The sequence below is a fragment of the Nonomuraea sp. NPDC048892 genome, from assembly GCF_040649735.1.
Classification (GTDB): domain Bacteria; phylum Actinomycetota; class Actinomycetes; order Streptosporangiales; family Streptosporangiaceae; genus Nonomuraea; species Nonomuraea maheshkhaliensis.
The window spans coordinates 427,174-441,338 of sequence record NZ_JBEZFZ010000007.1 but is presented as its reverse complement, the minus strand read 5'-3'; the positions used below and the strand labels follow the sequence as shown (position 1 = coordinate 441,338).

Below are 14,165 nucleotides of genomic sequence, written 5' to 3'. Positions count from 1 at the left end.
TGCGTTCCAGACCCATGGCCCTCGGCCCCTTGATCAGCACCGCGTCACCGGGCCGCAGCCACGGGCCCAGCTCTGCCGCCGCCGCCTCGGCGTCCGGCACGTGCACGATCCGCGTCGGCTGCCCGTAGTGCGCCCCTCCCCCGGGGCCCGCCGGCCCACCGACCGGCGGCCCGCCCGGCGCTCCTGGCGGCATTCCGGGTGGGGGTCCGCCCGGCGCTCCTGCGGGGATCCCGCCGGGCACCCCAGGGGGTCCTCCCGGCGTCTCGGGCGCCATGCCCGTCGGCGCTCCGGGAGGTGCGCCAACCGGAAATCCGTCCGAGGAAGGTGCACCTGCCGGGAATCCATCGGGCGCTCCGGGCCCGCCTGCGGGGGCACCGCTCGGCATCGCGCCTATGAGGGGCCCGCCGGCCGCGGGAGGGCTCTGCCAGCCCTGGCCGTCGTCTTCCTGTCCGTGCCAGCCCTGCCCAGGAGGCACGGCGCCCTCGTCGGGCACCTGCCATCCCGACCCGGGAGCCGGCTGGTGCACACCCGCGTCGAACTCGGGCCGGCCCTGCGGCTGCGCACCGCCCGCCTCGGGGCCGTACCAGCCCTGCGGTACGCCCGCGTCGGGGGTCTGCCAGCCGGTCTGCGGTGCGCCGTGCTCGGCGTCCGGCCCGTACCAACCTTGCGGTGCGGCGTGCTCGGTGTCGGGTCCGTTCCAGCTCTGTGGCGGCCCCTGCTCGGGGCCGTTCGGCTGCCAGTCCTGCGGCGCGGGCCCGTGGGGCGGCCCAGGAGGCGTCTGCGCGGGCCCAGCGGGCGCCTGCGGGCCGGGAATCCCCGCGCCAGGCACCGAAGGCCAGCCGGGAGCCACAGCGCCCGGCACCGCGCCACCCGGTCCGGCGCCCATCGGCCCCTGACCCATCGGCCCAGGGCCTGCCTGAGGACCGCCGATGCCCGGCTGCCCGGGCCCCATCGAGCCGGCATCGCCCGGCCCGGCGCCCATCGGCCCACCCATCGGGCCGGGGTCTGCTTGGGGGAGGGTCGCGGGGGCGGCCATGCGGGCGGCAAGTTCCAGGGCGGCGGTCTGGGCGGCCTCATGGGCGCCGTCGAGCACCGGGCCCGCCTCAGGGCCGGCCACGATCAGCCCCGCCAGCCCCGCCCCGCCCGCCAGCCGGCCGAGTTCGGCGTTGAGCGCCGGCCCCTCCTCGCCCAGTTCGCGCAGCGCCGCGATGACCGCGAAGCGCCGGCGTCCCTTGCCGAGGGTGGCGAAGGCTTCGAAGGCCGCCTTCATGGAGTCGGGGTTGGCGTTGTACGCGTCGTTGACCACGGTCACGCCGTCGGCCCGGTCGGTGACCTCCATCCGCCACCGGCTGCGCGGCGTGGCCTCGGACAGCTCCTCGGCGATGGTGGCCACGGGCAGTCCCAGCTCGTAGCCGGCCGCCGCCGCGGCGAGCGCGTTGGAGACGGCGTGGGCGCCGTACAGCTTCAGTGACACGTGCGCGGCCCCCGACGGGGTGCGCAGCGTGAAGGAGGCGCGCCCCCTGGAGTCGATCACGATGCCCTCGGCCCTGATCGCCGCGGACTCGCCGCACCCGAAGTACGTGACCCGCGCCTCCGTACGGGAGGCCATCCCCCGCACGAGCGGGTCGTCGGCGTTGAGCACGGCGACGCCCGTGCGCGGCAGCGACTCCACCAGCTCGCCCTTGGCCTTGGCGATGGCCTCCTTGCCGCCGAACACGCCCAGGTGCGCGGTGCCGACGTTGAGCACCACGCCGATCTGCGGCGGCGCGATGCGGGTCAGGTCCTTGATGTGGCCGATGTTGCGCGCGGCCAGCTCCAGCACCATGAAGCGGGTCTCGAGGTCGGCCCGCAGCACGGTCAGCGGGTGGCCGAGCTCGTTGTTGAAGCTGCCGACGGGCGCGATGGTCGCGCCGATCCGCGCGGTGATCTTGGCCAGGAGGTCTTTGGTGCTGGTCTTGCCGGCCGAGCCGGTCACGCCGATCACGGTGACCTTGGGCAGCGTGCGGACCTGGGCGGCGGCCAGTTCGGCGAGCGCCGCGGCGGCGTCGGGCACGATCACGGCGGGCGCGTCGACCGGCCGGCCGGCCAGCACGGCGACCGCTCCCGCGCGTACGGCCTGCGCGGCGTAGTCGTGACCGTCGACCCGCGCGCCCTTGATGGCGACGAACAGGGATCCCGGTTCTACGGCCCGCGAGTCGATCACGACGGGCCCGCGCACCACCGCGCGGGGATCGGCCATGCCCGACAGGGCGCCCGAGGTTATCTCGGCGATCCTGGCCAGAGGCAACGGGATCATTAGTGCTTCCTGCTTTCCTTGCGTGCGTCGATCGCTTCGGCGACCACTTCGCGGTCGTCGAAGGGGATCACCTCGCCTGAAACGTACTGACCCTGCTCGTGGCCCTTCCCGGCCACGACGATCACGTCGCCGCGCCCGGCCCGGGCGATCGCCAGGCCGATGGCGGCCGCGCGGTCGGGCTCAATGATCACATGAGCGCGGTCGTGCTGCGGAACGCGGAGGGCCCCCTCCATCATCGTCGCGAGGATGGCCAGCGGATCCTCGGATCGGGGATTGTCGCTGGTAAAAATAGCGACATCTGCCAGTTCGGCGGAGATTTCCCCCATGAGAGGGCGTTTGCCCTTGTCGCGGTCGCCACCGCAGCCGAGCACGATCGTCAGGGTCCCGGCGGTGACCGATCGCAACGCGCGCAGCACCGACTCGACGGCGCCCGGCTTGTGCGAGTAGTCCACGACGGCCTGGAACTCGTCGCCGGCGTCGGTGACGCGCTGCATGCGGCCGGGCACGCCGGTGAGCGTGCCGACGCCGTGCACGGCCGTCTGCAGCGGCACCCCGGCCTCGACCAGCGTGACGACGGCCCCGAGCGCGTTGGAGACGTTGAACGGGCCGGGCAGCGCGATCTGCGCGTCGGCCTCGACGCCGCCGGGCCCGACCACGCGGAACGCGCTGCCGTCGGCCCCGAGCCTGGCGTCGACCGCGTGCCAGTCGGCCTCGGGGTCGCCCAGCGCCGAGAACGTGGTCATCGGCACCTTGGCCAGCCCGATCAACTCGCGCCCGTAACGGTCGTCGATGTTGGTCACGCCGACCCGGCTCAGCTCCGGCTGGAACAGCTTCACCTTGGTCGCGAAGTAGTCCTCGAAGTCCTTGTGGAAGTCGAGGTGGTCCTGCGACAGGTTCGTGAACAGGGCGACGTCGTAGTAGAGGCCGTCGACCCGGCCGAGCGCGAGCGCGTGGCTGGAGACCTCCATGGCGGCGGCGCTGACGCCCTCCTCGCGCATGAGCGCGAACAGGCCGTGCAGCGCGGACGCCTCAGGCGTGGTGAGCGTGGGCTGGAAGCGCAGCTCGCCGGCGTGGATCTCGACCCCGCCCACCAGGCCCGCCCGGTGGCCGGCGGCCCGCAGGCCCGCCTCGATCATGAACGTGGTGGTGGACTTGCCGCTGGTGCCGGTGACGCCGAGGATCTGGATGTCGTGGGCCGGCTGCCCGTACACCCAGGAGGAGATCGGCCCGAGCAGCGCGCGCGGGTCGGGCACGATGAGCACCGGCAGCCCGGTGGCCACGGCCGCGTCGCGGCCGGCCCGGTCGGTGAGCACGGCGACGGCGCCGCCGGCCATCGCGTCGGCGGCGAATGTGGCGCCGTGGACGCGGTTGCCGGGCAGCGCCACGTAGAGATCGCCGCGTCTGACGTCGCGGGAGTCGATCGTGACGCCGGTCAGGGCGGCATGGGGCGACCTCGACGTGCCGGAATCGGCGTCGAGCATGGTCGCGAGCCCGGTCAGCGGGCGAGGCGGGCTGGTCGTGGGACGCATAGACGACGGGGGACGCACGGCGAGAGCGTACCTTCCCTGGTCACTGTCCCGCGCGCATCCGCACCTGCGGCGCGGCGGAGCCCGTGGGTGGAATCTTCATGCTCTTGATGGCGAACGTCATCACATCCTTGAACACGGGGGCCGCCAACTGCCCGCCGAAATGGCCGTTCTTCGGGTTCTGCAGCACCGAGAGGACCACCAGCCGCGGATTGTCGGCCGGCGCGAACCCGACGAAAGACGCGGTGTAGCCGTCGTAGCGGCCGAGCCGGGCGTCGTAGCGGTTGGCCGTGCCGGTCTTGCCCGCCACCCGGTAGCCGTCGATGGCGGCCAGCTGGCCGGTGCCCTCCTCGCCCACAGCGCTCTCCAGCATCGTCGTGATCTCCCTGGCCGTCGTCTCACTCACCACCCTGGTCTGCTTACCGGGAGGAGCGGGGACGAACCTGCCCGTCGCGTCCTTCGTGCCGGCCACGATCCGCGGCTCGATCTTGACGCCGTCGTTGGCGATGGTCTGGTAGACGCTGGCCATCTGCAGCGCGGTCACCGACACGCCCTGCCCGTAGGCGACCGTGCAGTTCTGGCTGCCCGACCACTTCTTGTAGTCGGGCAGCAGGCCCGCCTCGGCGCCGGGCACGCCGCCGCCGGGCGTGCTGCCGAAGCCGAACGCCGTGAGCATCTTGTGCAGCCGCTCGCTGCCCACCTTACGCGCCGCCATGACGGTGGCCACATTGCTGGACTGGGCCATGGCCTGGCGGAACGTCATCGACTCCGTCTTGTGCGCGTGGGCGTCACGCAGCACCTGGTCGGTGCACCTGATCCGGTCGGGCACCTGGAAGACCGTGTCGGGCGTCACCTCACCGGCCTCCAGCGCGGCGGCGGCGGTGATCACCTTGTTGGTGCTGCCGGGCTCGAAGACGTCGGCGGCGGCCTTGTTGACGTAGTGGGACTGCGGGGCCTTGCGCCAGTTGTTCAGGTCGAGCTCGGGGGCGTTGGCCATGGCCACGATCTGCGCCGTCCGCACGTCCATGACGATCACGGTGCCGCTCTCGGCCCCGGACTCGCGCACCTGATCGCCGATCGACTTCTGGGCGGCCCACTGGATGTCGCGGTCGATGGTCAGCCGCACGTCCTGGCCGTCCTCGGGCGCGGTGCGCTCGCTGCTGGTCATCGGGATCTGCTGGCCGTCACGGCCGGTCTCGACGCGTTTCTTGCCGTCGCGGCCGGCCAGGAGGGAGTTCTTCGCCTGCTCCATGCCGCCGAGGCCGCTGCCCTCGTCGCCGACGAACCCGATGAGGCTGCCCGCCAGGTCGCCCGCCGGGTAGAGCCGCCGGTAGGTCTTCTTGGCCGCCAGCGCGGGGATGGGGGCCTGGAGCAGCCGGGTGGCCACGACGGGGTCGACGTCCCTGGCCAGGAGCTGGTAGTGGGTGCCGGTCCTGGACAGCTTGGCGGCGATCTCCCGCTCGTCCTTGCCGAGTTGCTGGGCGAGGAGCTTGGCGGCGCCCGCGCGTACAGCCTCGGGGACCTTCGTCGGGTCGATCGACACCTCGCGGGCCTCGACCGTGACGGCCAGCGCGTTGCCGTTGACGTCGGTGATCGAGCCGCGCTTGGCCGGGATCGTCTCGGTGTGCGTGCGCTGGTCGGCCGCGGCCGCCGCGTACACCTTGGACTCCAGGCCCTGCATCTGGATGAGCCGCCCGGCGAAGATCGACAGCACGAACGTCATGCCGATGAGGCCGATGTTGATGCGCCTGCGCGGGCTGCCCAGCCGCAGCACCAGCGGCGGGCGCGGCGGCGGGGGCGGCGGCCTGCGCGGGCGCCAGGGGGGCGGTCCTTCGCCGTCGCGGCGGCCCGTCGTGCGGCCCGCTGTCCTGTCGGTGGCCCGGCCCGTAGTTCTGTCCGCTGTCCTGTCCGTCGTACGGCCGCGCGCCGCGTCCGGACGGGATCCGCCTGCCGGGGGCCTGCCCGCGGGCGTACGGCGAGCCGACCCGTCACCGGTTCGCTCACCGGCCCTCTCGCCCGCCCGATCACCAGCCCGGTCACCGGCCCGGTCACCGGAACGGCCGTGCGCGCGCTCGTCCCGGCCCTGGACGCGTCCTCTGAGCCGCTCGTCCTCGTCGCGCGACCGGGGCGCACGGCCTCGGGGGCGGTCGCCGTCGTCGCGTGACTGAGGGGCCCGCCTTCTCGGGGGGTCGTCGTCGTCACGGTCGCGCGAACGCCCGCGCGGGCCGTCGTCCCGTGACCGGCCCCGTGGGCCGTCATCGCCGGGCCGCGATCGGCCGCGCGGCTCCTCTCCCGGCTCACGCGGCGGGCGCGCCCGGCCGTCGTCGTGCCCGAACGGGAGGTCGAGCGGGTCGAGCCGCTCACGGGGCCGCCGCGGCGGGTTCTCCGGCGAGCCGGAACGACCCGCACCATCCGCTCGGCCACCGCCCGAACGACCGTCGTCAGAGCGGCCGCCGTCGGAAGGCCCCTCGTCGAAACGTTCCTCGTCGAAACGACCGCCGGAGCGGCCGCCCTGGCGTCCGCTCCTGCCCGGTCCGCCCGGCGTACGACGAGCGGCGCCTGGCCCTCCTTGAGAGCCGGCGCCGCCTGCGCCGCGGCCGGGTCCCTGCCCCCTGCCGCCGGAACCGCTCACCGTGTGCTGTCCGCCTGGCCGGCCTGGGTGTCGGTCGTGCCGCTGGTCCACGGGTTGACGTCGTCCCACCTGCGGCTGAGGCCCTGCTTGTCGGCCATGTCGGCGATGACGCCGGGCTGCGTCTTGCGCTGGTATTCCTGCTCGATCTTCTCCTTCTCCTGCTCGGCCACCGCGATCTGCTCGCGCAGCGACGCGTCGGTGATCGCGTCCTGGGCGAGCATGGTGTTGAGCAGCAGGAGGCTGACGAGGCCGCCGCAGAGCAGGCCGACGACGAGCAGCACGAACGGCGCCCGCGACCGGCGCGACGGATGCCGCGATGCGGCGGGCCGGGCCGAGGGACGGGACGACGTCGCGCCGCCGCTCTCGGGGCGCGCCGGGCGGGCCCGCTCGGCGGGCGGCGCCGTGCGGCCCGGCGCGGGACGCGTGCGGACCGGCGTCCTGCCGCCCGCCTCGCCCCGCGTGCGCTCGCGGGCCGGCGCCTTGGGCTCGGCGCGCAGCCGTTCGCCCTGCGCCCTGCTCTCGGGACGGGCCCGCTCGCCGACCGGCCGCTTGCTCTCGGCACGCTCGCGCTCACCGGCGGCTCTCCTGCCGTCGGTGCGCTCGCCCACGGGCCGCTTGCCGTCGGCGCGCTCACGCTCGCCGGCCGGCGCCTTGCCGTCGGTCTCGGGGCGGGTGTCGGGACGGGGACGCGGCTTGGGCTGGTACGACGTCGCCGACCGGCGCGTGCCCGTCTTGGGCACGGCACGGCGGACAGGCGCACCCCTGCCGGTCTCCTGCTCAGTCGTCAACACGGATCCTCTCTGCCGCCCGTAGCCGGGCCGAGGCCGCCCGCGGGTTGCGGGCGAGCTCTTCGTCGCTTGGGAGCTCCGCTCCCCTCGTCAGCAGGCGGAACCTCGGCTGGTGAGCCGGTAGCGGGACGGGCAGCCCTGGTGGGCTGGTGTCCTTGGTTCGCGCCGTGAGGGCCTGCTTGGTGAGCCGGTCCTCGAGTGAGTGGTAGGAGAGCACGACCACTCGCCCACCGAGCGTCAGCGCGTCGAGTGCCGCGGGCAGCGCCGCCTCCAGGGCGGACAGCTCCGCGTTCACCTCGATGCGCAGCGCCTGGAAAGTCCTCTTGGCGGGGTTGCCCCCGGTGCGCCGGGTAGCGGCGGGGATCGCATCGCGCACGATGTCCGCCAGCCGCTTCGTCGAGGTTATTGCCTCTTTGGCCCGTTCTTTGATGATCAGGCCCGCGACACGCTGAGCGAATCTCTCCTCGCCGTAGTCGCGCAGGATGCGCGTGAGCTCCGCGGCGGAGTAGGTGTTGACCACCCGATCGGCGGTCAGCTCCTGCGAGGTGTCCATGCGCATGTCGAGCGGGGCGTCATAGGAATAGGCGAAGCCGCGCTCGGCCTCGTCGAGCTGCGGGGAGGAGACGCCCAGGTCGAACAGCGCCCCGTCGATGACGGGACGCCCCGCCTGGTCGAGCACCTCGGCCAGGTCGCCGGAGGAGGCGTGGACCAGGGTGGTCCGGTCCGCGTAGGGGGCGAGCCTGCGGGTGGAGAACTCGATCGCGAAAGGGTCGCGGTCGATCCCGATCAGGTGCAGTGCGGGGTGTGCGGCGAGCAGGGCCTCCGAGTGGCCGCCGAGGCCGAGGTTGGCGTCGACGACGACGGGTGCGGGCCCGGTCAGCGCGGGAGCGAGCAGCTCCAGAACGCGCTCGAGCATCACCGGAACGTGACCGCCCGTGCCGACGTTGTCGTCCATCTCCAACCCCCCTCTCGCGTCCTTGCTCGCGGATGACGCGTATCGCCGATCGTTCGCCGGTCCTTCCTGGGTCCCCACCCCGGCGCCGTCCGGCCAGGTCCCCATCCGCACCCTCTTCGTGGACGCCCGCCATCTGACACCGGGGAAGGTGCATCAGCTGGCGGACAGTGGTTGCGGGTGGAGACCTCGCCGAACGACATCACCGACGGATCGACCGTGGTCACTACAGAATCCCTGGCAGCACCTCCTCCGACAGCTCGGCGAAAGCCTGCTCCTGCGCGCTGAGATAGGTGTCCCAGGCCTGCGCGTCCCAGATCTCCAGCCGGGTGTTGGCCCCGATGACGACGCAGTCACGCTCCAGCCCCGCGTACTGGCGGAGGCTCTGCGGGATCGTGATGCGTCCTTGTTTGTCTGGTTTCTCGTCGGACGCACTGGCGAAGAAGACGCGGCTGTAGTCACGCACCGCCTTGGCGGTGACCGGGGCGGTGCTGAGAGCCTCGGTAATGCGCTGGAACTCCTCCACGGGAAAGACGTAGAGGCATCGCTCCTGGCCTTTGGTGATCACAAGACCCTCCGCCAGCTCCTCACGGTACTTAGCCGGCAGGAACAGCCGTCCCTTGTCGTCCAGACGCGGTTGATGGGTGCCGAGGAACATCGGCCCCACCTCCCGTGCCTCGTGAAGCGCTCAGCGCTGGTGCACCGGGCTCTCCACTGCGCACCACCATACTCCACTTCTCCCCACCGTCAACTGATTCGAACCGTCTTCATCATCGGTTTCCCTTGCGTTACCGCAGGTCAGAGCGGTGGAGTGGAGTGGAGGGGGGTGACGGGGCGGTCAACCCTCATGGGCGTGTCGAGGGTTTGAATCGCCGTGGAAATAGGGGCGGCGGGCGTCCGGGGAGCTCGGCGGGGAGGAAAGTGGAGCGCTTGGCGGGTGCGCTGTGTCACGGGATTCGCACCTCTATGCGACATGAACGGGAACATCGCCGGGGTTCCCTGAATATCCACAAATGTCGCTGAAGAACCCACAGCGTCGTAGGGTCGTACAGACAATGGAAAAGGAATGGCATGGCTCCCGCAATGGCACCGCACGGGACAGCCGTCGCACTTCTCATGGAGGCCTGGTGGCAGTAACCCATGACGTCCCTCCCCAGCTCGACGAGCTGGTCTCCACCGCCCACCGGATTCGGCAGGCGATCGAATCGGTGATCGAGGGCAAGAGCGACGCCGTCCGTCTCACGCTGACGGTCCTGCTCGCCGAAGGCCACCTGCTGATCGAGGACGTGCCAGGGGTCGGCAAGACGATGCTGGCCAAGGCGCTCGCACGCTCCATCGACTGTCCCGTCCGGCGGGTCCAGTTCACCCCCGACCTGCTGCCCAGTGACATCACCGGGGTCAGCGCCTACAACCAGCAGACCCGGGAGTTCGAGTTCAAGCCCGGCCCGGTGTTCGCCAACATCGTGGTGGGCGACGAGATCAACAGAGCCTCCCCCAAGACGCAGTCCGCGCTGCTGGAGTGCATGGAGGAGCACCAGGTGACGGTCGACGGGAGGACGTACCAGCTGGACGCGCCCTTCATGGTGATCGCCACCCAGAACCCCATCGAGATGGAGGGCACCTATCCCCTCCCCGAGGCCCAGCGCGACCGCTTCACCGCGCGCGTGGCGATGGGCTACCCCGAGCCGCACGCCGAGCTGGAGATGCTCGACGTGCACGGGGGCACCTCGCCGCTCGACAAGCTCCAGCCGGTCGCGACGACGGCGGAGGTGCGGGCGCTCATCGAGGCCGTACGCGGCGTCTACGTCTCACAAGCGGTCAAGAAGTACGCCATCGACCTGGTCGTGGCCACCCGCCACTCCCCCGACCTGCGGCTCGGCGCCTCCCCCCGGTCCACGCTGCAGCTCGTCAGGGCCGCCAGGGCGCACGCGGCGCTGACCGGCCGCGACTACGTCATCCCCGACGACCTCCAGGACCTGGCCATCCCCGTGCTGGCCCACCGGCTGCTGCCCAGCGTGGAGGCGCAGGGCCAGCGGCGGCTGCCCGAGCAGGTGGTGACCGATCTGATCAGGCGCGTGCCGGTGCCGGAGACGCGAGCGTCGTGAGGGCCGGACTGCGGGCGCTGACCTCCAGGGGCAGGTCGTTCCTCGCCTCCGGGATCGCGGCCCTGGTCATGGCCGTCATCCTCGGGGAGAACGACCTGTTCAGGATCGGAGTCCTGGTGACGGCGCTGCCGCTGCTGGCCGCGATGGTGGTGGCGCGCACGCGCTACCGGCTGAGCTGCGCCAGGCGCCTGGACCCGCCGCGGGCCGAGGTGGGCGGCGAGGCCACCGTCACCCTCCGGCTGGAGAACGTGACCAGGCTCCCGACCGGCCTGCTGCTGATCGAGGACACGGTGCCGTACGCGCTGGGCGTGCGGCCCAGGTTCGTGCTCGACCGGGTCGAGTCGCGCGGTGTGCGCGAGATCGACTACCGGGTGCGCTCGGACCTGCGCGGACGTTACACGATCGGGCCGCTGGCCATCCGCATCGCCGACCCGTTCGGGCTGGTCGAGCTGACCCGCTCGTTCACGATCAGCGACACGCTCGTGGTGACGCCGCACGTCGCGGCGCTGCCCCACGTACGGCTGTCGGGTGAGTGGACGGGCGGCGGCGACAGCAGGACCAGGAGTGTGGCGGCGGCCGGCGACGACGACGTGGCGCCGCGCGAATACCGGCAGGGCGACGACCTGCGGCGGGTGCACTGGCGCTCGACGGCCCGCTACGGCGAGCTGATGGTGCGCAGGGAGGAGCAGCAGTGGCAGAGCCGCGGCGCGCTGCTGCTCGACACCCGCAGGCACGCCCACCGCGGCGAGGGCCCGCGCTCGTCCTTCGAGGTGGCGGTCTCGGCTGCGGCCTCGATCGGCGTGCACCTCGCGCGTGAGGGTCTCGGCCTGCGGCTGGTGACCGACCAGGGCGCCGAGCACCTGACCGACGACGGGCTCAGCTACTCGCTGCTCGACACGCTCGCCGTGATCAGGAACAGCCCGGCCCGCTCCCTGGAGATGGGGGTGTCGGCCCTGCGGCAGGGCGGCGGCGACGGGCTGATCGTGGCGGTGCTCGGCGCGCTCGACCCCGAGGAGGCCAGGGACCTGGCCAGGCTGCGGCACAGCGGCATCACCGGTGTGGCCGTCCTGCTCGACGTCGGCACCTGGGAGAGCGGCGGCGGCCAGGCCGCCGCCGAGAACCAGCAGGCGATGGAGACGGTCCTCGCCGGATACGGCTGGCGCATCGTCCGCCTGCCCGCCGGCACCTCGATCGCCTCCGTCTGGCAGGACGCCGCCAGCCGTGACAGATACACGGTCAACCGGACGGGGGGCGCGGCATGAGACTCACCATCGCCTCGGGGGTGGCCGCGTTCACGGCGGCCATCCTGCTCTATCCGCTCTTCCAGAGCGGGACCTGGTTCTGGACGTCGCTCGGCGCCGTGCTGGCCGTCGTCGCGGCGGGCCTGGTGACCACCCGCCTGTCCCTGCCCGCGTGGGCGGCGCCGCTGCTCGGCCTGGCCGCGACGTGGATCTACCTGACCGCGGCGTTCGCCGCCGGCAAGGCGTGGGCGCTGGTGATCCCCACCAAGTCGTCGGTGCTGGAGCTGGCCAGGCTGCTGGGCACCGGCTGGGACGACATCCAGCGCTTCGCCGCGCCGGTGCCGGAGACGAGGGGCATCACACTGCTGACCGCGGGCGGCGTGGCGGTCATCGCGATCGCCGTCGACCTGCTCGCCGCGCGCGTACGGCGGGCGGCGCTGGCCGGGCTGCCGCTGCTGGCGCTGGCCACGGTCCCGGCGACGATCCTGTCCGACCCGATCAGCTGGCCGGCGTTCATCGTGGCCGCGCTCGGGTTCGTCAGCCTGCTGATCTCCGACGGGCGCGAGCGGGTGGGCCACTGGGGCAGGGCGGTGCTGGTGCGCAGGGCGCGCTCGGCTCCTTCGCCGACCCGGTCCGCGCCGGGCGGCGCCCGCGCCGCGGCCGACACCAGCGGTCTGCGGCTGTCGGGCAAGCGCATCGGGTTCGCCGCGATCCTGCTGGCCGTGCTGCTGCCCGCGGCACTGCCGGCGATGGAGCCGGTGTCGTTCTTCACCTTCGGCGTGGGCGGCAGGGGCTCGGGGCCGGGCAACTCGATCAGCATCGCCAACCCGATCGCCAGCCTGAAGGGGCAGCTTGACCTGCCGGAGCGGCGGGTCGTGCTGACCTACACCAACAACGACGACACACCGCGCTACCTGCGGATCTACGCGCTGGACACGTTCGACGGGCAGCAGTTCGGGATGACGCAGCCCAAGGGGGCGCCGCAGAACAGGACGGAGAACGGCCCGCTGCCGCCGCCGCCCGGCCTCAGCCGCGACCCGCAGATCACCAACGTGGTGACGAGCGTCCAGATCAGCGACGACCTGGCGCGGCTGCGGTTCCTGCCGCTGCCGTACCCGCCGCGGCAGATCAGGGTGGACGGCGACTGGCGGGCCGACGTGGACACGCTGATGGTCTTCTCCACCCGCGAGGAGGCCGCCGGCCTGGAGTACGAGGTGCTCACCGCCGAGCCGAAGCCGACCGCGTCCCTGCTCGAATCGCTCGACGCCGCGCAGCCGGACACGGATCCGCGCTTCCTCACCCTGCCGGACAACCTGCCCCCCGAGATCGCCCAGCTCGCGGAGGAGGTCACCGCGGGCGCCGGCAGCAGCTACGAGGCGGCGGTGAAGCTGCAGGAGTTCTTCACCAAGACCGGCGGCTTCACCTACAGCCTGCGTACGCAGGGGCACGGCAACTCGGCGCTGCGGGACTTCCTGCTGCGTGACAGGGCGGGCTACTGCGAGCAGTTCGCCGCGTCGATGGCGGTGCTGGCCAGGCTGGTGGGCATCCCGTCGCGGGTGGCGATCGGCTACACCGGCGGCGTCAAGTCCGGCGACCGGTGGGAGGTGGGCACGAACGACTCCCACTCCTGGCCGGAGCTGTACTTCGAGGGCGTCGGCTGGCTGCCGTTCGAACCGACCCCCTCGGGGGCGGCCGGGCAGGGCAGCGCCCGTGTGCCGGAGTACACCCAGCCCCGCCCCGAGGCCACGCGGGAGACCACGGCGCCGACGCCGGGGGCGACCAGCTCCTCGGCCGACGAGCCGCAGGACCCGTCGGCCCGCCGCAACCCGCGTGAGGTGGACCGCGAGGGCACGGTCCTGCCCGGCGAGCTGCCGCCGGACGACTCGATGCCGCTGATCGCCCAGATCGGCATCGGGGCGGCGGCGCTGCTCCTCTTCCTGCTGATCCCCGCAGGACTGCGGCTGGTGACCAGGAACAGGCGCGTGCGCAGCCTGGGCTTCAAGGTCGCGCAACCCGCCGACGAGCTGACGGCCAGGGTGGCGTCGAACAGGAGTCACACGTCGGTGGCGGCCGCGTGGGCCGAGCTGGACGACATCCTGTACGACTACGGCATGGCCCGGGGGGCCAGCGAGACCCCGAGGGCGCTGGCGCGGCGGCTGACCCAGCAGTACGAGTTCGACGCCGACTCCGCCGCGGCCATCGCCGGGATCGCCTCGGCGGTCGAGCGGGTGCTGTTCGCCAGGGACGCGGGCCGGATCGAACCGATGCGGAAGGATCTGCGCAAGGTGCGGCAGGCCCTGGCGGCCACGACGTCTCGCGGCAGGCGGGTGCGGGCGGTGCTGCTGCCCCCGTCGACGCTGCGGCGGCTGCGGCTCCTGGGCGAGCGGCTGCTCGACGGGTTCGACCTGCTGGAGAACATCAGGTTGCGGCGGACGGCGACCCAGAAGGGCGCCTGAGCGGCGGATCGTGCGGCGCGGCCGTTCCCGGAAGGGGGCGGCCGCGGCGTCGTCTCCGGCCCGCCGTTGCTTCATGCGGGGGAACTCGGCCCGGCGCGTCCGTTGCTTCATGCGGGGGAACTCGGCCCGGCGCGTCCGTTGCTCCATGCGGCCGGGGTGGCCGTCCCTT

Annotated in this window: 8 protein-coding genes and 1 pseudogene; 3 read left to right on the top strand and 6 right to left on the bottom strand. The window is 72.8% G+C overall.

The annotated features are described in order from the left end of the window. Positions 1-1,078: 1,078 nt before the first annotated feature. The 6 genes and pseudogenes from murF to mraZ form a co-directional block, all read right to left on the bottom strand. A pseudogene (gene murF / locus AB0C28_RS26110) lies at positions 1,079-2,296 on the bottom strand (UDP-N-acetylmuramoyl-tripeptide--D-alanyl-D-alanine ligase); the annotation flags it as partial. Continuing rightward, complete coding sequence (locus AB0C28_RS26105; RefSeq protein WP_357852259.1) at positions 2,296-3,825, bottom strand: UDP-N-acetylmuramoyl-L-alanyl-D-glutamate--2,6-diaminopimelate ligase; 1,530 nt, start codon at positions 3,823-3,825, stop codon at positions 2,296-2,298. The pseudogene murF and the gene AB0C28_RS26105, both read right to left, overlap by 1 nt. A 40-nt stretch (positions 3,826-3,865) precedes the next feature. Then, positions 3,866-5,596 (bottom strand): penicillin-binding protein 2, encoded by a 1,731-nt coding sequence (locus AB0C28_RS26100; RefSeq protein ID WP_357852256.1) that lies wholly within the window; start codon positions 5,594-5,596, stop codon positions 3,866-3,868. Positions 5,597-6,450: 854 nt separating this feature from the next. Continuing rightward, on the bottom strand, positions 6,451-7,242 hold the full coding sequence (locus tag AB0C28_RS26095; RefSeq protein WP_358078018.1) for a hypothetical protein: 792 nt from the start codon (positions 7,240-7,242) through the stop codon (positions 6,451-6,453). Beyond that, positions 7,232-8,197, bottom strand: coding sequence for a 16S rRNA (cytosine(1402)-N(4))-methyltransferase RsmH (gene rsmH / locus AB0C28_RS26090; RefSeq protein ID WP_358078015.1), 966 nt, complete (start codon positions 8,195-8,197; stop codon positions 7,232-7,234). The genes AB0C28_RS26095 and rsmH overlap by 11 nt, the downstream gene beginning before the upstream one ends. Positions 8,198-8,420: 223 nt before the next feature. Beyond that, positions 8,421-8,852 (bottom strand): division/cell wall cluster transcriptional repressor MraZ, encoded by a 432-nt coding sequence (gene mraZ, locus AB0C28_RS26085; protein ID WP_106244593.1) that lies wholly within the window; start codon positions 8,850-8,852, stop codon positions 8,421-8,423. A 469-nt stretch (positions 8,853-9,321) separates the two neighbouring features. On the opposite strand from mraZ, the gene AB0C28_RS26080 reads away from it, so the two are divergent. Genes AB0C28_RS26080 through AB0C28_RS26070 form a run of 3 tightly spaced genes read left to right on the top strand, consistent with a single transcriptional unit; the run spans position 9,322 to position 13,996 of the window. Then, positions 9,322-10,299, top strand: a complete 978-nt coding sequence (locus AB0C28_RS26080) for a MoxR family ATPase (RefSeq protein WP_326626049.1) — start codon at positions 9,322-9,324, stop codon at positions 10,297-10,299. Beyond that, a complete protein-coding gene (locus AB0C28_RS26075; RefSeq protein WP_357852244.1) occupies positions 10,296-11,561 on the top strand; it encodes a DUF58 domain-containing protein in 1,266 nt (421 codons plus the stop codon). The genes AB0C28_RS26080 and AB0C28_RS26075 overlap by 4 nt, the downstream gene beginning before the upstream one ends. Further along, positions 11,558-13,996: a DUF3488 and transglutaminase-like domain-containing protein gene (locus tag AB0C28_RS26070; RefSeq protein WP_358078012.1), complete on the top strand. Its 2,439-nt coding sequence runs from the start codon at positions 11,558-11,560 to the stop codon at positions 13,994-13,996. Before AB0C28_RS26075 ends, AB0C28_RS26070 begins: the two co-directional genes overlap by 4 nt. Positions 13,997-14,165: the final 169 nt, after the last annotated feature.